Consider the following 18,628-nt stretch of genomic DNA (forward strand, 5'->3'; position numbering starts at 1 on the left):
ACCGGCGGACTCTTCAAAAGCACGCACGTCCTTCAGCTCCGGATCGGGCGATGGGGCGCAATCGGAAACGACTTTCCACTTTCCACCCTCGGCGACCGCCATGCGTGTCGTCGAATTGGCATTGTGGCGCGGCTGGCCATCACCGAAATACCAGGGAGCGCAGAAGATATCGCTCCTGAAGTCCTTGATCTCGCGTACGGCGGCAGAAGCCGTCTCGCGGTCGATCGTGGCAGGGTCAAGCGTCATCAGTGCCTTTTCGGCGATGCGAGCTGCGAGGTAGCCAGCCTGAGAAAAGGTATCGCGCGGATCGGACTTCTGGCCGTACCGATCCATGACGGCGAGCCAGTTCTGATTATCCGGCGTCTGCGCGTTCAGATCGTTGAATTCCATGTTGACATAGAACTTGTCGTCCCAACCCGAACCAATGGTAGCCGGAACCGAGAGATCATAGGCCGAGGCCGCGCTGAGGAAGGTGATCGTCTGGTTGAGCCCCTGCTCTTCGGCAGCCGTCAGCAGCGGCACGGCCACGCCCTTCGACAGGCCGAGCACGATGACATCCGGCTTGCTTGCAGCCGCCTGCAGGATGATCGATGTGGCATCGGCAGAGCCCGGATCCATCAGGATCGTCTGCGCGGCAAAACCTTTCTCCTTGGCAAGCAGCATCACGCCATCACAGGACCAGGTGCCGACATTCGGAATGTTCGGACCGATACAGACGACGGACTTCGCATTCAGCTTGTCGAGCGCATAGCCCATGGCGCCGAGCATCGAGACGCGCGGCCCGGCATTGGTCGGCGCATAATTCTCAGCAAAATAGCATTCACGCGGCACGCCGACGCCGGCGACGACAAGGATGCCCGACTTCTTGTAGAAATCGGCATTGGCTCCGCACTCGACATAACTGGAATTGCCGACCATCAGCACGGCCTTCTCGTCGTTGACGAGCTTGGCGGCGAGCTGCGCGGCGATTTCCGGATTCCACTGATCGTCCTCGATCAGATATTTGACCGGCCGGCCCTTGATGCCGCCATTGGCATTCAGGCAGTCGAAATAGGCCTTTGCCGCCTTGGTGGAGTTGGAAAAATCATCCGGCCCGGTCTTGCCGGTAATGGCGCCGATGATGATCGGTTTGCCGGTTGCCGGCTTGCCGGTGTTGTCGCCGCAGGATGCGGCCGCATGCGCGCTGAATGCCGATGCGAGCGTCAGCAAAAGGCCGATTGCCAGCCCTCTTAGATTGATAGGCATTGTCTCCTCCAGTTTGTTGTCCCGCTCCCCACGGGCTCTTTTCTTCCCCGACGTCCGGCTCAGCCGGAAATCGCCTTTCCAGTCATGAAAGCCGCAGCCTTGGCCGCGATCATCATCGTCGGTGCATTGGTGTTGCCGGATACCAGTGTCGGCATGATGGAGGCGTCGCAAACGCGCAGACCCTCGATCCCACGGACCTTCAGATCCGGCCCGACGACGGCCATGCGATCGTCCGTCCGGCCCATGCGGGCCGTTCCCGCCGGATGGAACACGGTCTTGCAGGACTGGCGAATGTAATCGCGGAGCGCTTCGGGATCTTTCTCGACGCCCGGCTTCGGCAGCACGCGGCGCTTGACCAGCCTGGCAAGCGCCGGCGCGTCGAGGATGCGGATCGCCGTTTCCACACCGCGCACCAGGGTTTCAAGGTCGACCGGATCGGAAAGCAGGTTGGCATTGAAATCCGTCTGCTCGGTCGGATCGGCGCTTTTCAATCGTATCCAACCGCGCGAGCGCGGCCGCAGATAGCATGGGCCGATACTCAAGCCGTGGCCTGGTTCCGGATCACGATCGACGAAACCGATCAAAACAGGCAGGACGTGGAACTGCACATCCGGCTGGCCGGTGCCTGACGTATCGATGAAACCGCCGCATTCGACGACATTGGACGACAGCAGGCCGCGATGCGAAGTCAGATAGCGCAGCATATGGCCGGCGGCCCGCAGCCCCTTGTCATGGCCGAGGATCGAGATCGGCTCACGCGTCTCGCCTTGCACCGGCACCTCGAGATGATCCTGATAATTGGCACCGACACCCGGCAGATCGGCAACGACCTTGATGCCCAGCGAGGAAAGATGCGCGCCGTCGCCGACGCCGGACAGCTGGAGGATCTTCGGTGTTGCAATAGCACCGGCGGTCAGCGCGATCTCGCGGGATGTCCTGAAGACTGTGCCATCGAGCAGCTCGACACCGACGGCCTTCTGCCCTTCGAACAGGATACGGCCGACCTTGCGCTCCGTCAGCACGGTCAGGTTCGGCCGCTTCTCCGCCTCGCGCAAAAAAGCCTGGGCCGAGCTCCAGCGACGACCGCCATAGGTGGTGCTCTGATAGAAGCCGACACCGGCCTGATCCGCACCGTTGAAATCGTCATTATGCGGAATGCCGATTTCGGTCGCCGCCTTGATGAAAGCCTCGCTCAATGGATGGCGATGGCGCGGGTCCGAGACACGCAGACCGCCCTTTTTCCCATGGTACTGGCCGTTCAGCCGCTCATTATTTTCCAGAGAACGGAAGGCCGGCAGCACATCCTCGTAGGACCAGCCCTGGCAGCCCATCTGCGACCAGGTATCGTAGTCGTTGCGATGACCGCGAATATAGATCATCGCATTCACGGAGCTGCCGCCGCCGAGCACATTGCCCTGCGGCACGACGCTCGGACGCCCGTTCAGGCCCTTGTCGGGGTTCGAGGCATAGGGATGGATGTCAATGCCCTTGCCCAGCACCTTGAAGAAGGTCGCAGGAATGTGGATCCATGGGTCGGAATCCCGGCGGCCGGACTCGATCAGCAGCACCTTATGCGCCGGATTTTCTGAAAGCCGATTTGCCAGCACGCAACCCGAAGAACCGCCACCGACAATGATATAGTCGTAAGTCGTCATGGCTCAGCTCAATACGGTCTGGATCGTGGTGAATTCCTTCAGCCCTTCCGCGCCGAACTCGACGCCGATGCCGGACTGCTTGATGCCGCCGAAAGGTGCGTTCGGCTGGATCGTGCCATGCTTGTTGATCCAGACCGAGCCGCATTCGAGCTGTATCGCGTAGCGCTTCGCCTTCTCGACATCGGAGGACCAGACGGAGCCGCCAAGCCCGGCAGGATTCTGGTTGGCGCGAGCAACCACTTCGTCGATGTCGCTGTAGCGGATGATCGGCAGGGCCGGACCGAACTGCTCCTCATCGACCAGGCGCACGCCATGATCTACATCGGCGACGAGCGTGATTGGATAGAAATAGCCCGGGCGATCCATCGGTGCGCCGCCGGTCAGGATGCGCCCGCCATTGGCGCGCGCATCCTCGACCAGTTCGCGCACCTTGTTGAACTGCATCTCGTTCTGCACGGGGCCGAGAATGCTTGCCTCGTCCAGCCCGTCGCCGACGGCGATCTTGGAAGCGTAGTCCGCAAGACCACGGCACACTTCCTCATAGATGCTGTCATGCACGTAGAGACGCTTCAGCGCCGCGCAGGTCTGGCCGTTGTTGATGAAGGCGCCCCAGAAAAGGCCTTCGATAATGGCCTTCGGATCGGCATCAGGTAAAACGACGCCGGCATCGTTGCCGCCGAGTTCCAGCGTGAGGCGTTTGAGGGTCGCAACCGCAGACGCCATGACCTTCTTGCCCGTTTCCGTCGAGCCGGTGAAGGTCATCTTGGCGATGCCGGGATGGGCGGAAAGGGCGGCACCAATGCTGTTTTCGCCGGTGACGACGTTGACGACGCCGGGTGGGAGAACCTCATTCATGATTTCGACGAGACGGATGGTCGACAGCGGCGTCAGGGGCGACGGCTTGATGACGACGGTGTTGCCTGCACGGACGGCTGGCACGATATGCCAGCACGCGATCATCACGGGCCAGTTCCAGGGCGTGATCGAACCGACGACTCCGATCGGCTTGCGATGCAGCTCGACGCGGCCTTCATTATCGTCCTGCAGGATCTCGATTGGCAGATCCAGCTCGGCAGTATGGCGCGTCCATGCCAGCGCGCCACCGATCTCGAAGCGAGAGCCGAGACCATTGAGCGGCTTGCCCTGTTCGCGTGTGAGCAGCTGGGCCAGCTCCTCGGCGTGCTCGCTGATCTTTTCCGCAACGGCATGGCAGGCCGCCGCACGTTCCCCGCTCGATACCTGCGACCAGCCCTTGAAGGCTTGCGCGGCCGCGGCAACGGCGCGATCGAGATCCGCTTCGCCGGCAAGCGGCATAAAGCCGACCACGTCGCCATTCGATGGGTTTTTTACCGGCGCATGATGGGACGTGGCAACAGGCTCGCCACCGATAAGCAGGGTGTACTGCTTCACGACATTTTCCTCCCGTGACTTTCGGGAGGACTATGGCTTTTGCCCCAACATCCGTCTTGGGGAGAAACGCGCCTCGTCTTGGACTGAAGCGCAGCCCCGCGGTTCAGTCCGATCTATGGGCCGGCTCTGCGGCGCGCAGCAGCTCGCTCGGCGCACAATCGAACAGCTCCTTGAAGCTGCGATTGAAATAGGAAATGTCATTGAACCCGGCCGAATAGGCGACTTCGGCTATCGTCGTCGGGTTGCGCTGCTCCTTGAGCTGCTCGATCTTTTCGCGCGCAAAGCGCAGCCGCTTGTCCCGAATGACCGTCGTGCAGGTCATGCCCATGCCCTGAAAATCCTGCTGCAGGGTACGGATCGAAATGCCGAGCCGTGTCGCCAGCCATTTGGCGCTGAGGTCGCTATCGGTCAGATGCTTGTCGATGAGGATATCGACCATCTGCATGCGCTTGCTGGCACTTTCATGCAGGGAATTCAGGCTTGCCGTCTGGGCGCCTGTGGAGAGGAATGCCTGGCGGGTCGTGTCGAACATCAGCTGGCGAAGATAGGGCGAAGCTGCTTCATTATCCGGCGTGGTCATCATCTTGGCGATCAATGCACGCAGCATCATTGCCATCGGATCGCTCGCCTCGAGCTTGCGCGCAATATCAAAATCGATCTTGCTCTCGGAATACATCAGCTGCCGGGGCAGATGCAGCGACAGGTGATTGGAAAAGTGCCCGCGGAAATAGAAAGTTGTCGGTCGCGTGGAGTCGACAAGAATGCATTCGCCGACATCGAGGATGTTCTGCTGGCCGGAATGCTCGACGCCGCAGACGCCTTCCAGCTGCAGGATCAGGAACAGGTGCTCATTGGCGTCGCGGCGAATGTCATCCCAATCGCGATGAACATAGTCGAGATCATTGGAAACATGGGCGAATTCCATGCCGCAGACGTCGATGCGGCTGGCTGTGCCTATGACACTGTCACCGCGCTGCACCGTGTGCGGATTGAAGTTGCCGCAAATGCTCTGAAGATCGTCAACCCACTGGTCGTAGGGCGTCGGCGACCAGGTCCGGTCGACCAGGCTGCGATTTTGTAGCAGGTCCAACTCCGCCTCCCAACAGTGTCAGCACCGCGGAAGACTGCTACAGATCTCCTGACGCGTCAATCAAATACTTAACACATTAACAAAATCGAAGAGGCCTCATTCCTCGCCGGCCGGGCCGTTCTCCAATTTCAGCGAGGCAAGCTCCTCCAGCATATCGAGGAGCTTCTCCACCCGCTCCTCGCCGAAACGGGCATCGATATCGGCATAGACTTTCTGGCTTTCCGGCATGACGTCCTCGACGATCGCCTGCCCTGCCGGGGTGATCTGCAGCAATACTCTGCGTCCGTCGGCATCATCCTTGTGCTTGGTGATGAAGCCGCGCTCCTCAAGCGAGCGGATCATGCGCGTGAGGCTTGGCGCTAGAATGGATGCCTTGTCGGCCAATTCGGTCGCGTCAAGCTGGCCGCCTTCATAGAGAATGCGAATGACACGCCACTGCTGCTCGGTTACGTCATGCGCCGCCAGGATCGGCCGGAAATGGCTCATGACCGCTTCACGGGCACGCAGAAGTCCGATCGCCAGCGAGCGGCGGCGATCGCGCAGCGGCCGCTTAGCTTGTTTTGCTGCGGTTTCAGATTCGGGGCGCGGCCTCACGCCACTGTCTGTTCTGTTTTGCATCTTTTGCATGTTCGCTTCGATTACGGCCCTCACTGATTAACATGAGAATCATTCAAAGCAAGGCGATCGCATGATATCGATCAAAGCCGACGGCAAGGATCGTCGCCGCGCGGCGCGCTTTCTCGCAATGGACTACGGCACCTGTACCAGGCGGCCGCTGCCTCTGATTTCGGAACGCCGCAGCACCGGATGTCCGTAGAGTTCGATATTGCCGCTTCCGCTGATCGAGATGTCTGCATCCGCCGCAGCGGCGACTTCCGCATCGCCGCTGCCATGAATTCTGATCTTCACGGATTGAGCGGCCAGGTCCTTGAGACGTGCAGTGCCCGAACCCGATACATCCAGATCGACCGAGCGTGCGCTTCCCGTGGCCGTGACGCTGCCGCTTCCGGAGATCCTCAGGCGCAGATCTGCCTGATCGAGCTGCGACAGAGCGAGATCGCCGCTGCCCCGCACCCTCCAATCAGTGACGAGCGGCCCCGACAGGCTGACATCGAATTTGGAGTTGGACCAACCCGGATTGCAATCCATGCTCAGCCTCCCGCCCTCGAGCCGCACATGATCGAGAAGTGCGGGATCGCCGGTGATGACGGCCTCCGCCTTTCCGCCCGGCTGATAATGAACGGAGGCCGGGATATCGATCGTCAGGCTGCCACTGGAGCTGAAAGGCAGGATAACCTGCTGCCGGCCGGAAGCCGCAGATCCGCAGCTGGATTGCATGCCACCCCACCAATGCGCTGCGTTTGCCCAATCCGGCCCGGAAAGTCCGATGCCGAGCGCAAGAAAGACGAATGCACAAATCAGTCCGGTCGTCGCGACAGTCGCCAGCTTCCCGTTCATTGTCTTTTCCTCCAACGATGTGCAGTCCGGCGCTCAAGCTCGACCTTCGTCCACTTGCGCCAGGCGGAAATGCAGGCGGGCATATTGCCCGAGCATGCGGATACCCAAACTCAAACCCATCAGCAGCAAAGCGCCGCCACCCACGAAGCAGCTCACCAGCCCGGCACCGACAAGCAGGCGGGCCAGCATGCCGACGGAAGGCAGGCCGATATGGAACAACACGGTCGTGACGATGATCTTCAGGCCAACGGCGCCGACGGCCACCAATGCGATCGCAAGGCCGAGCGTGACGAATATCGCCGCAAACAGCAAAGGCAGCAGGAAGAAGATATCGACGATGGCAAGGCCGGCCAGCGCCATCATGGCAGCCAACAGGTTCGGCACGCTCCAATGCGCCTCGAAGCGGCGCAGTCCGACATCCGCACGCAGCTCTCGCGCAATCCTGGCCGGATCGCCGAGAGCGGCGGAAACCTCCTCCTCGCTTCGGCCAGAGGCCTCGGATTCGGAAAAATGGGCGGCATAGTCGGCCACGATATCATCGACCTCGTGAGGCGGCAGGCCTGCAAGTCCCAATCTCAGCGTGCGCAAAAAGGCTTCCCTGGTCACGGCAAATCCTCGAGTAGCTTGTCGACGGAGCCTGCTAGCGAGCGCCAGTCGCGACGATGCGCTTCAAAAATCGAGCGCCCCAGCGGCGTGAGCCGATAATATTTACGCGGCGGCCCGTTGCTCGACTCGACGATGCGGGTCGCAACCAGTCCGTCATTCTGCATCCTGCGCATCAGCGGATAGATCGTTCCTTCGCCCATGCCGACCGCAGCAACCAGCGTACTCGCAATTTCATAGCCGTAGCTTTCGCCCCGCGAGAGCACGGCCAGGACGCAAAGATCGAGCACGCCCTTCCGCAATTGAACTTGGATCGAGTCAGTCATGAACGCCTCAGCTTTACAGAACGAATATAACAAGCTATCTGTTTATGCAAGGTAGCTGGATGGTTTTTCGCAGCCGGCATGCAGCGTCCTCGCGTGGTCGTCTGGCCTACTACGGACCGGCACACCTTGCCGTCTCAGCCATTGCGCAGCCTATACTGTGGTTAAATGGAGCAGTTGCAATGATCCGCTTTCGCCTTGCTCTCGCGACTGCACTCTTTCTCGCTGCATCATCGGGATATGCGGCAGGTTTGAAATTCATTCGCATCTCCGGAGATACGGATAACCCGGCGATCGACGCCGCCATATGGTCTCCTTGCGCTACCCCTCCGACAGAAGTGAAGATCGGTGCTCTCGCAATACCGGCAACGCCGGATTGTCCAATTGCAGGCGAGGAGCTGCCGCTCATCATCATCTCGCACGGCTATGGCGGCTGGTATCTCGGCCATCACGATACCGCAGAAGCGCTTGCCGACGCTGGCTTCATTGTCGTCGCCATCAATCATCCGCACGCCAATCATGCCGACATGAGCCGGGCAAACGGTCTTGGCGTATTGATCGAGCGACCTGCCGATATCAAGCGGATCGTCGATTTCATGCTTGGTGCCTCCCCCGATGCTGCGAGGATCGATCCGCAGCGGATCGGCTTCTACGGATTTTCCCAGGGCGGATATACCGGTCTCGTCGTTGCGGGAGCCAATCCGGATTTTACCAAGCTGCCTCCACGCTGTTCAGATCCAAAAGCAGCCGGCTGCCCGCCAGCGGACCATGCTCAGCCTCCGCGGCGACAACCGCTACCACAATCATTGACCCACGACCCCCGTATCAAGGCAGTCGTTGTAGCTGACCCGCTGAGCATCGTCTTCCAGACTGTGGACAGCATGAAAGATGTCAGAGTTCCGCTTCAGCTTTGGGGCTCGGAACTTGGAGGGGGTGGTGGAGCATCTCCCGAAAATGTCGCGACGCTTGCGCGCCTATTGCCGGAAAAGCCTGATTTTCGGATCGTCCCCAATGCCGTGCATTTGTCGTTTCTGACGCCCTGCCCGGAAATACACCCATCGTCCGATGCCTGCATCGACGCGCCGGGGTTCGATCGCATCGCGTTTCATAGGCAGTTCAACGCCGCGGTCGTCGCATTTTTCCGCCAGCACCTGATGAAACCGTAACAGCGAAGGTGTCCGCGTGTCGAACGCCGTCGAATTATGCGCAGACATTATCAGTGTTGAAACTCGTCCGCGAATCCGATCGGATCAAGACATGACGAAAACGATACGCATTGCGGCGGCTCTGGTGTTGCGCCCGGACGGGAAGACATTGCTCGTGCGCAAGCGCGGTACCGATGCCTTCATGCAACCCGGCGGCAAGATGGAGCCACAGGAGACGCCGGAAACGGCGCTCATCAGGGAACTCTTCGAAGAGCTGGGGCTTACCGCGGAGGCTAAGGATCTGATTTTTCTTGGCGGTTTCCAGGCGCCAGCTGCCAACGAGCCAGACCATACCGTCGTTGCAGATATATTCCGGCTGCATGTGGGCGATACGGCAATCACGGCAGCGGCAGAGATCGAAGAGATCCGCTGGGTATCACCCCAAGATCCGGGAGATATCACCATGGCGCCGCTGACCGAACATCATGTCCTGCCATTCCACCGGCAACAGTCATATCCACGATGTGACTGACATCCAACCCAGGCAAGGCGAAAGCCGGCAGGCCCCGCACCGTTCTTGGCAAACAGATATTTGAACGCCGGCACCTCGCATCTCCTGAAGGCGCGCAATCTGAATATTGTGGTAAAATGAGAATATAACAGTTCTAAACTTCCATCTCCTGATATTTACTATGAAAATAAACCAAGGACAAAGAATATCCAAAGTCACGTCAATTTTTATTGAAAGCAAAAACAACATTGGATACATAAATAAAAAACATTGCGTGAGGCCGAAAATGAAAAGGGAAAATACTGCCAGCCATGAAAGGTATATTGAGCTCACGAGCAAGATTGTCTCTGCCTACGTACTTCGCAATGCGACAACGCCGGAAGACTTACCCAGGCTCATCACGGAGACTTATTCTGCACTGACAGGCTCTCAGCAGGCCGCCTCAACAACGACGGCGGTGGAAAAGCTGCTGAAGCCGGCCGTGCCGATCAAAAAATCCATAACAGACGACTATCTGATCTGCCTCGAAGACGGCGGAAAATACAAGTCGCTCAAACGGCACCTGAACAGCAAATACGGTCTGACGCCCGAAGAATATCGAAGGAAATGGGGCTTGCCCGCGGATTATCCGATGGTCTCGGCGTCCTATGCAGCCACAAGATCGACGTTGGCAAAGCAGGCTCTCCTGGGCCATACGAAAAACCTGAGCGACATTCCTCCGGCGGTCGAACCACCACGGCGCCAACGGAAGGCCGGCTAATCCGGATCGTTTCGTCACGCACCATAACCATGCCGCCCGTTTTTCGAACGGGCGGTTTGCTTTTTGCATGAACAAAATTGATCACGGGCTGGGGCATAAATTCAGGACCGCCCCTTGGCAGTGGGCTGGCACCTCATGATTTCGCTCGCCGGCCTGGATGCGATCCGCTCGCGGCCGTTAGGACGTTTCGATCGTCCTGGCATTGACCGTGATGGCGCGGCCGGCGAACCAACCGTTGATCGCAGCACCGAGGCCAAGCAGCAGGAATAGGACGGAGCTCCATGCGAAGCTTCCAGTCCAACCATGGATCATGCCGACCACGAGCGGACCGATCGCAGCAAGCAGGTAACCCACGAATTGCGCCATGCCGGAGAGATGCGCGGCAACATGCGCATCGGGCGATCGCAATACGATGACAGTCAGCGCCACCGCGATCAATCCGCCCTGCCCGATGCCCTGAAGCACGGCCCAGAACCAGACCGTCCAGAGCGGAGCAAAGAGCAGCCCCAGCAAGGCGACGACGGCAATTGTGCAGAGGATGACATTGATCGCGCGCTGATCTCTACCCTTGACGGCGATATGAGGCGCCACCAAGCAGGCGGCCGCCTGTACCATGACCGAGGCAGATACGATGACGCCGGCCGTCACGCCGTCGAGACCACGTTCACGCAGAATGGGCACCAGCCAACCAAAGACGCAATAGGCGAGCGCCGATTGCAGTCCCATGAAAAGCGTTACCTGCCAGGCGATGCGGTCGCTCCACAAACCGGTAACACGAAAGCCGGCGCGCCGCGCCTGGCTGCGCGCACCGATTACCTGCGGCAGCCAGAGAAGTCCGACGGCAAAGGCAGGCAAGGCCCAGACGGCCAGCGCGCCGCCAAGCGAACCGCCGAGAGCATGCTCGACGGGAAGCGTGAAGCCGGCCGCACTTGCAGCTCCCGCGCATAGCGCCATCGTATAGCAACCCGTCATAAGCGCCGCCTTATCGGGAAAATCGCGCTTGACCACGCCCGGCAACAGGACATTGCCGATAGCAATGCAGGCGCCGGCCAATGCGGTGCCCAAGAACAGCAGCGAAATCGAAGAAAAGCCTCGCAGCGCCGTGCCCAGCGCGAGCAGGAGAATGACACCGAGCAGGACGCGCTCGGTCCCCACGCGCTGCGCCAGCCTTGGCGCAAGCGGTGAAAACAGCCCCATGCAAATGACGGGCAAGGTCGTAAGAATACTGGTGCCGAAGGCAGAGAGGCCAAGACCGGTCCGTATCTCCGGCAAGAGCGCCGATGCGCTGGAAAAAACCGGCCGCAGATTGAAAGCGATGAGCACAAGGCTCGCACCCAGCAAAAACCTGCCGATCGGCGACTTGCCTCCATGCGGCAGCGGTGCGGGAACTTCATCAGCCTCGGCATCGATCAATTCGACGGAGGCGAGATTTTGCGAGGACATGGTCATGACATAAGCAACCGATCAAGTGTAGCGACGATAGGGGCCATGAAGCGGCGCACAGCTCTATCGGCCGCTTCGGGGCTGCCGGTTTCGATGGCGTCGACGATAGCGATATGCGCCTGCATATCCGGCTCGGGGATATCCTCGCCGAGCGTCGCCTCGATGGTCTCGGCAATCGAGAGGGAGAAGAACTCGTAGATTTCGATCATCGCCCTGTTCTGCGAGGCCGCGACGACAGCCTTGTGGAAGGCAAGATCACGCTCGACGAACGCCGCCTTGTCGCCGCCGGCATAGTTGCCGCGAGCAACCAGCAAGGCGCGCAATTGCGAAACGGCTTCAGGGGAATGACGTAAGGCTGCAAGCCTTGCTGCCTCGACCTCCAGCGCAAGCCGGGCCTCGAACTGGTCTCTCAATCCGGCGCGGCGTGCCATGTCCAGTGGCCGACCAACATCTGTGTTCGACCGGACATAGGTCCCGGATCCTTGCCGCGTCTCGAGATAGCCCTGGGATACCAGGACCCTCACCGCCTCACGAACCGTGCCGCGGCTCACAGACAGCATGGACGAGAGGGAGGCCTCGTTGGGCAGCTTTTCGCCAACGAGCCAGCGACGGCCGGTAATCTCGCTGCGAATTGCCTCCACGGCCGTATCTGCAAGCGTCGTTTTGGTCAGAGCGCGCATGATTGGATTTCATCAAGTCATCGGATGACTTTATCACTTAGTCAATCGATCGTCTTCAGTCAATCGTATTTTCAGCAAGGCGAACAATCGGTTGGCTACGGCGATGTGGCGGCGATGGCGAAACCGAAAGCGGGGATGCAAGTCATAGGCGGATCCGGGATCTGGTAGAGCACCCGAAATCATGGCGAAGGGCTTGCAGCAGATTTGACGCTGGCTGGAGCTTCTCGGAATGAAATAATGCCTGTCCTATGGCATGAAATCCCTATTTGATGGCGCCCGAACGAGCCATGGCCGCCAGGCCGATCGCCGCTACCAGGGAGAATGCCGCCGGGAGGTAGAAAACGTTCGGAAGCCCCAGATACGTAACGCCGACACCTCCTACACCGCCGCCAAGGGCGCTGGCGAGCGCCGAGGAGCTCATGAAGATCGCCGAAGCCGTCGCGACTGCATTCGGGAGCAATCTTTGAGCAACGATCAGTCCGAGGACCATGTAGAGGCCCCAGACTCCGCCCATCAGCATCTGGCCGGCAAACATGCCCATGGCCGTCGGCCAGGCCGCAAAACAGAGGTTGGCCATGACGCCGCAAATCGCGGCGACACACATCATCCATAAGATGCCGATCCGTCGCGCCAGCACGACACTGAAGGGCATGAGGATGAGTTCGATGAATGGCTGCGTTCCTATCACCGAGCCCTGAATAGAGGGATCAAGCTTGAGCTGGTCCTGCATATAGAGCAGCAGGAATCCGTATTTGATCGGCTCGCCGGCATAGACGAGGACGTAGAGACCTGTAAAGGCCAGCAGCGGCAGCATCTCGGACCAGTCGACGTGACCAACGGCATCGGTCTTCTTGTCGGCTCGCTGCCCCGGACCAACAAGCGCATGTAGTGTTCCGAGCGGCAGGATCTGCGCGAAGAAACAGATCGCCGTTCCCCACAACATGGCGCGAAGCCCGATTTCGACAGCAAACCAGGCGCCAAGAAACGGCCCGATGACCCAGCCCGCGGTCAAAGCCATGCGGATGATGGCCACGACGCTGTCATTCGCACCGGCACCCTTGACTTTGAGATCGTCATGGATGGCGGTGAAGAGCTGCGAAGTGGCAGATCCGGAAAAACCCAGAATGACGGTGCCGATCACGAACGGCATCCATGGTTGCGTCGAAAGGGCGATCCCCGCCCAACCAACAGCGCCGGCAACGGCACAAAGCCGAAAAAGACTAAGACGCCTTCCAGTTCTGTCGGAATAGCTGCCAACAAGATAGCCGGCAATCGGTGCGGTGAGACCGGTGAGATAATAGAGCCCCGCCATTGGCAAGGACGCCCCAAGTTCCTTGACGAGGAAAAGAACGATCTGCGGCAGCGAGGCGGATGTTGCAAGCCCGGAGAGAAACAGCGCAAGCGTCGCACCGCGATACAGCGGCGAAACCCATACCTGCCGGATCGCCGGGGCCCTGCTGGAGGTCGTCGGGGATTGCGCGTCCATAGCCCCATCCGTCTTAATGGTTGTCGAAACGAGTTTGCCGGTTGATCGGCAGGACGCCCTGATCGATTGCAGCAAAAGCGAATTCTGCTGTCCGATGGACCTCAGGCCTACGTCCGGGGTGTTGCATATCCTTCGATCAAAGCGGATCGGGAGGCAAATGGTTACATGGAGCTTGGACCCATCTCGCAGAGATTGTCCACACCATTCATCATATCAATTATAGTAACCGGACTCAGCCCGGCATTGCTCTCGAATAGGCTGCCAGAATGAAGCGTTCGGCCTGGAACAGATATTTCTCCAGCGCGTCGGCAGCACTCGCCGGCGCCCCCTCCTCCAGATGCGCAAGAATGGTCGCGTTTTGGCCGACATAGGGAGCATGCAGATATTCGGGATCGCGGATCAGCCCGAAGACGAGGCGCAGTTCAAGCGAGATCTGCGCATAGAAGGCTGAAAGCCGAGGACTATCAGCAAGCTCGACGATCGCGGCATGAAAGGCGATATCAGCGCTGCCGACCTCCAGCCATTCGCCACGATCGCGATGCTGCACGGCAGCCTCGATGGCAGCACGCATCTTGTCGACGCTTGGATGGCGGTGATGCGCGTTGGCAAGCGCCGAACACTCGATCAGGCGGCGAATATGGAAGATATCCATGATCGTGGAGATGCTCGGCGTGGACACGAAGACGCCGCGATTGGCTTCGTGACGCAGCACGCCCTCTTTCGTCAGCAGCCGGAAGACTTCGCGCAGCGTGTTGCGCGAGACCTGTAGCTCCTCGCAAAGAGCTGCTTCGGACAGGTGGCTACCCGGCGATAGCATACCGCTGATCACGCGCTCGCGAATGCGGGCAGCTGTCAGTTCCGCCAGCGTCTGCCCCGCCTCAGCAACCGATGTCGGCTCGATGCTCGCAAGATTTGTCTGCTTCATTTGCTCTCCCGGCGCCTGCACTCAATCGTCTTCGATGTCCGGCCATATCAGGCGTTTGCTGAGAAGCGTACAGCGTTCTCATGCTTGTCTGCAGCAGTCGCACCACCCCAACGGCAAGTCCGCTGGACGATTTTATGCAGGTTTGTCCCCATTTTTGATTGGCAACACGAAAATTGTTGAACAATATAGACCAGATTGTTGTTTGATGCTATCTCATGCCTAACAAATATAATGGGAACGCGGATACAGATGTTCATAAGACGCCTGTTTTGTAGAAAAACATCGCCAGCCTTTGCCAGGCCGCAACGGGTGTCCGCATGAGCATGCTACTATCCGGCTGTGGCGGCGATCCCGGTGAGCGCACCTGCATCATCGACGCAAAGTGTGACACGGCAATCGTCTCCGATGCAATGAACGACCTGCCCAATATCGAGGTAAGCGCATGACGGCTGCTACAGGCGACAACAAACCGCTTCTGTCTGTAGCGGATCTGACTGTGCGGTTCGGCGAAAATCGCGTCGTCGAAGGACTTTCCTTTTCGGTCGAGCCGGGGCGAACGCTCGCAGTTGTCGGCGAATCCGGCTCCGGTAAATCCGTGACTTCGCTTTCGGTCATGCGGCTTGCCGATATGATGGGCGCGCGCTTCGAGACTGGCAGCATCCTCTTCAACGGCAAGAACCTGCTCAAACTCTCGCAGAAGGAGATGCGCGCAGTTCGCGGCAAGGAGATCGCCATGATCTTCCAGGAGCCGATGACCTCGCTCAACCCTGTCTTCACCATCGGCGACCAGATCTGCGAGGTCCTTCTCCTTCACGAGAAGATCGGCAAGTCCGCCGCAATGGCGGAAGCACAGCGCCTGCTGGAGATGGTGCGTCTGCCGGATGCGCAGGCACTGTTGAACCGCTATCCGCATCAGCTTTCCGGCGGCATGCGCCAGCGCGTGATGATCGCCATGGCGCTTGCCTGCCGCCCGAAGCTGCTGATCGCCGACGAGCCGACGACTGCCCTTGACGTGACGATCCAGGCGCAGATCCTCAACATCATGCGGGACCTGCAAAAGGATCTCGGCATGGGCATGATCTTCATCACCCATGACATGGGCGTGGTGGCCGAAATGGCCGACGATGTCGTTGTCATGTGGAAGGGCAAGAAGGTCGAGGAGGGCCCAGTTCGCGAGATATTCGCCAATCCCAGGCACCCTTATACGAAGGCGCTTCTCGCCGCAGTGCCGAAGCTTGGCAGCATGACCGGTCAGGATTTTCCAAAGCGCATGCCGCTGACCGTCCTCGACGGCGGCGAGCCGAAGATTGTCGGTGAGGAACGGGTCCAGAATACTGCCCGCTACGACCAGCAGCCGCTCCTGTCCGTGCGCGACCTCTTCGTGCGCTTCGATATCAAGAAGAATATATTCGGCCAGGTCACGCATCGCTGCAGTGCCGTCCAGAAGGTCGCTTTCGATATTCATCCCGGTGAAACCCTGGCCCTCGTTGGCGAGTCCGGCTCCGGCAAGTCGACGATCGGCCGCACCATCCAGCAACTGCAGAAAGCGCGCTCCGGCGAAATCACCTTCAACGGCAAGAGTTTTGCCGCCATGTCGGCGCTGGAGCGATTCCGCCTGCGGCGCGACGTGCAGTATATTTTCCAGGACCCCTTCGCCTCGCTCGATCCGCGCAAGACGGTGGGTTTCTCGATTGCAGAGCCGATCAACACCCATGGCATCATATCCGGATCGAAGGAGGTTCGCCGCCGAGTGGACGAACTTCTTGAGCGCGTCGGCTTGACGCCGGCTCATGCCGATCGCTATCCGCACGAGTTTTCCGGCGGGCAGCGCCAGCGCGTCTGCATCGCCCGTGCCCTGGCCTCCGATCCCAAGCTCATCATCGCCGACGAAGCGCTATCCGCTCTCGACGTGTCGATCCAGGCCCAGATCATCAACCTCTTGATGGATCTCCAGGCGGAACGCGGGCTCGCCTATCTATTCATCAGCCATGACATGGCCGTAGTGGAAAAGATCAGCCATCGCGTCGCCGTCCTCTATCTCGGCCAGATCATGGAAATCGGCAGTCGCCGCCAAGTCTTCGAAACACCGATGCATGCCTATACGCAGCGCCTTCTCTCGGCCGTTCCGATCGCCGATCCGACGCAGGAGCGCAGAACCGCCCTGCTGGAGGGCGAGATCCCCAATCCCGTCCGCCGCGTCGGCGACGAACCGCCGATCCTGGCTCACGAGGAAATCACCTCAGGCCACTTCATCGCCAAGAGCGCCTGAACGACCACCAACCACCGCATCGATCTGAAGAGGAAACAGGTTCAATGAAAACAATAACATGGGGATTGAAGACCGCTCTGACGGCACTTGTCATGTCAGGCGTCGCGATCAGCGCCGCTCCGGCCTTCGCGGCCGGCAAGCTGACGGTTTCGTCGTCGCAGGATCCCGGCAGCTGGGACCCGATCGACACGTTCCTCGTGGCATGGGCTGCCGTTTCGACCAACATCTTCGACGGCCTTACCTATCGTGGCCCCGATCTCAAGCTGGTACCGGGTCTTGCCGAATCCTGGGAAGAGCTGGATCAGGGCAAGCGTATCCGCTTCAAGCTCCGCCATAACGTGAAATTCCATGACGGCGAGCCCTTCAATGCCGAAGCGGTGAAGTTCACCTTCGACCGCCTGCTCGGCGAACAGGGCGCCAAGGGACCGCAGCGCTCGAACTACACGGCTATCGAAAGCGTTGATATCATCGACGACTACACGGTCGATATGAAGCTGAAAACGCCCGATCCGGTGCTTTTGACGAAGCTTGCCGGCTATGGCGCGATGATCGTGCCGCCGAAATATATCAAGGAAAAGGGCGAGGATTACTTCAACCTCAATCCGGTCGGCACCGGCGCCTTCAAATTCGTCTCCTATACGCCGAAGGTGAACATCAAGCTTGAAGCCAACCCGGACTACTGGGGCGGCGCGCCGAAGCTCTCCGAACTGGAATATCGCTTCATCAGCGAGCCGGCGACCGCCGTTGCCGAGCTTCAGGCCGGCCGCGTCGATATCGTCATCCCGCCGACCATCCCGATCGGCATGCTGCCGGTCATTCAGGGTGACTCCAAGCTGGAAATCGCCAGCGTTCCCGGCCCGACGGTCGATGCACTGCGCTTCAACACCCGCGACGGCATCACGGCCGATCCGCGCGTGCGCAAGGCGATCATCATGGCAGTCGACCGCGACACGATTGTCAAGTCGATCCTTGCAGGCCAAGGCACCGAGATCGTCAGCTTCCAGAATTCGCTTTCCTTCGGCTACGATGCCGATCTGAAGCCGCTTCCCTATGATCCGGCAGGCGCCAAGAAGCTGCTCGCCGAAGCCGGTGTGAAGCCGGGCGCGGCATTGCAGATCGACATTCGCGGCAACGACGCGACCATGAACGAGGTGGCGCAGGTCGTGGCAAGCTATCTGCAGATGGTCGGCCTCACCGCCACCATCAAGCCGTATGAAACCAACGTTCTGCTGAACGACATCATCCCGCAGGGCAAGACCGGCGCGATGTTCCAGCAGAAGTGGGGCGGCTGGACCTTCGACTACGACAACACTGCCTATTCGATGTATCACTCCGGCGAAAGGTGGAATCCGTATGAAAAGGATGCCGCTCTGGACAAGCTCTTGGAATCGCAGCGCCCCCTCACCGATCGCGCCGAGCGCGAAAAGGTGCTGAAGGACATCGGCAAATACGTCGCTGATAAGGCGCTCGAACTGCCGCTCTACAACAGCAATGCGATCTACGGCGTCAGCAAGCGCGTCAAGGGCTTCGTGCCCGCTCCGGATACCCGCATCAAGCTGAACGAAGTCACCGTCGACTAATCATCAAGCATGACGCCGCCGGCACGGCCGGCGGCGTCATGCGAA

At 59.6% G+C, this 18,628-nt stretch carries 18 protein-coding genes; 6 read left to right on the forward strand and 12 right to left on the reverse strand.

The genetic code is table 11. The annotated features are described in order from the left end of the window. The 8 genes from AC13RC_RS19000 to AC13RC_RS19035 all read right to left on the reverse strand — a co-directional run. The coding region (locus AC13RC_RS19000) for an ABC transporter substrate-binding protein (protein WP_488558093.1) at positions 1–1,245 on the reverse strand (1,245 nt) is incomplete at its 3' end. A 59-nt stretch (positions 1,246–1,304) separates the two neighbouring features. Next, positions 1,305–2,900 (reverse strand): GMC family oxidoreductase, encoded by a 1,596-nt coding sequence (locus AC13RC_RS19005; protein WP_488558094.1) that lies wholly within the window; start codon positions 2,898–2,900, stop codon positions 1,305–1,307. Between the two features lie 3 nt (positions 2,901–2,903). Beyond that, positions 2,904–4,310: an aldehyde dehydrogenase family protein gene (locus AC13RC_RS19010; protein ID WP_488558095.1), complete on the reverse strand. Its 1,407-nt coding sequence runs from the start codon at positions 4,308–4,310 to the stop codon at positions 2,904–2,906. A gap of 103 nt (positions 4,311–4,413) precedes the next feature. Beyond that, complete coding sequence (locus AC13RC_RS19015; protein ID WP_113350887.1) at positions 4,414–5,400, reverse strand: helix-turn-helix domain-containing protein; 987 nt, start codon at positions 5,398–5,400, stop codon at positions 4,414–4,416. Between the two features lie 96 nt (positions 5,401–5,496). Next, a complete protein-coding gene (gene hpaR, locus AC13RC_RS19020) occupies positions 5,497–6,018 on the reverse strand; it encodes a homoprotocatechuate degradation operon regulator HpaR (RefSeq protein WP_488558271.1) in 522 nt (173 codons plus the stop codon). 132 nt (positions 6,019–6,150) lie between these two features. After that, entirely contained in the window at positions 6,151–6,858 is a 708-nt protein-coding gene (locus tag AC13RC_RS19025; protein WP_113329301.1) for a GIN domain-containing protein, read from the reverse strand. A gap of 33 nt (positions 6,859–6,891) precedes the next feature. Beyond that, on the reverse strand, positions 6,892–7,464 hold the full coding sequence (locus tag AC13RC_RS19030) for a DUF1700 domain-containing protein (protein ID WP_183808688.1): 573 nt from the start codon (positions 7,462–7,464) through the stop codon (positions 6,892–6,894). After that, positions 7,461–7,787, reverse strand: a complete 327-nt coding sequence (locus AC13RC_RS19035) for a PadR family transcriptional regulator (protein WP_092707768.1) — start codon at positions 7,785–7,787, stop codon at positions 7,461–7,463. The genes AC13RC_RS19030 and AC13RC_RS19035 overlap by 4 nt, the downstream gene beginning before the upstream one ends. A gap of 179 nt (positions 7,788–7,966) precedes the next feature. Between AC13RC_RS19035 and AC13RC_RS19040 the strand changes: the two genes are divergently transcribed. From AC13RC_RS19040 to AC13RC_RS19050, 3 genes are all read left to right on the forward strand, one after another. Then, positions 7,967–8,950, forward strand: coding sequence for an alpha/beta hydrolase family protein (locus AC13RC_RS19040; RefSeq protein WP_488558096.1), 984 nt, complete (start codon positions 7,967–7,969; stop codon positions 8,948–8,950). Positions 8,951–9,041: 91 nt separating this feature from the next. Continuing rightward, positions 9,042–9,461: an NUDIX hydrolase gene (locus tag AC13RC_RS19045; RefSeq protein WP_113389509.1), complete on the forward strand. Its 420-nt coding sequence runs from the start codon at positions 9,042–9,044 to the stop codon at positions 9,459–9,461. A gap of 265 nt (positions 9,462–9,726) precedes the next feature. Beyond that, entirely contained in the window at positions 9,727–10,200 is a 474-nt protein-coding gene (locus AC13RC_RS19050) for a Ros/MucR family transcriptional regulator (RefSeq protein WP_113350882.1), read from the forward strand. A gap of 177 nt (positions 10,201–10,377) precedes the next feature. Here the strand turns inward: AC13RC_RS19050 and AC13RC_RS19055 are convergent, their stop codons facing one another. The 4 genes from AC13RC_RS19055 to AC13RC_RS19070 all read right to left on the reverse strand — a co-directional run bounded on the left by AC13RC_RS19055 (position 10,378) and on the right by AC13RC_RS19070 (position 14,734). Next, entirely contained in the window at positions 10,378–11,649 is a 1,272-nt protein-coding gene (locus tag AC13RC_RS19055; protein ID WP_113329307.1) for a CynX/NimT family MFS transporter, read from the reverse strand. Then, positions 11,646–12,323, reverse strand: a complete 678-nt coding sequence (locus AC13RC_RS19060; protein WP_488558097.1) for a FadR/GntR family transcriptional regulator — start codon at positions 12,321–12,323, stop codon at positions 11,646–11,648. The genes AC13RC_RS19055 and AC13RC_RS19060 overlap by 4 nt, the downstream gene beginning before the upstream one ends. Positions 12,324–12,585: 262 nt before the next feature. Continuing rightward, entirely contained in the window at positions 12,586–13,809 is a 1,224-nt protein-coding gene (locus tag AC13RC_RS19065) for an MFS transporter (protein WP_488558098.1), read from the reverse strand. A gap of 232 nt (positions 13,810–14,041) precedes the next feature. Beyond that, positions 14,042–14,734 carry a GntR family transcriptional regulator gene (locus tag AC13RC_RS19070; RefSeq protein WP_113329310.1) on the reverse strand — a complete coding sequence of 231 codons (693 nt, stop codon included), beginning with the start codon at positions 14,732–14,734 and terminating at the stop codon, positions 14,042–14,044. 317 nt (positions 14,735–15,051) lie between these two features. Between AC13RC_RS19070 and AC13RC_RS19075 the strand changes: the two genes are divergently transcribed. From AC13RC_RS19075 to AC13RC_RS19085, 3 genes are read left to right on the forward strand one after another with little or no spacing between them, the layout of a single operon-like run. Next, complete coding sequence (locus tag AC13RC_RS19075; protein WP_488558099.1) at positions 15,052–15,180, forward strand: hypothetical protein; 129 nt, start codon at positions 15,052–15,054, stop codon at positions 15,178–15,180. Continuing rightward, positions 15,177–17,003: an ABC transporter ATP-binding protein gene (locus AC13RC_RS19080; protein WP_488558100.1), complete on the forward strand. Its 1,827-nt coding sequence runs from the start codon at positions 15,177–15,179 to the stop codon at positions 17,001–17,003. The genes AC13RC_RS19075 and AC13RC_RS19080 overlap by 4 nt, the downstream gene beginning before the upstream one ends. Positions 17,004–17,047: 44 nt before the next feature. Then, entirely contained in the window at positions 17,048–18,583 is a 1,536-nt protein-coding gene (locus AC13RC_RS19085; protein ID WP_488558101.1) for an ABC transporter substrate-binding protein, read from the forward strand. Positions 18,584–18,628 lie beyond the last annotated feature (45 nt).

The sequence above is a fragment of the Martinezella sp. CNPSo 3890 genome (genome assembly GCF_057784455.1).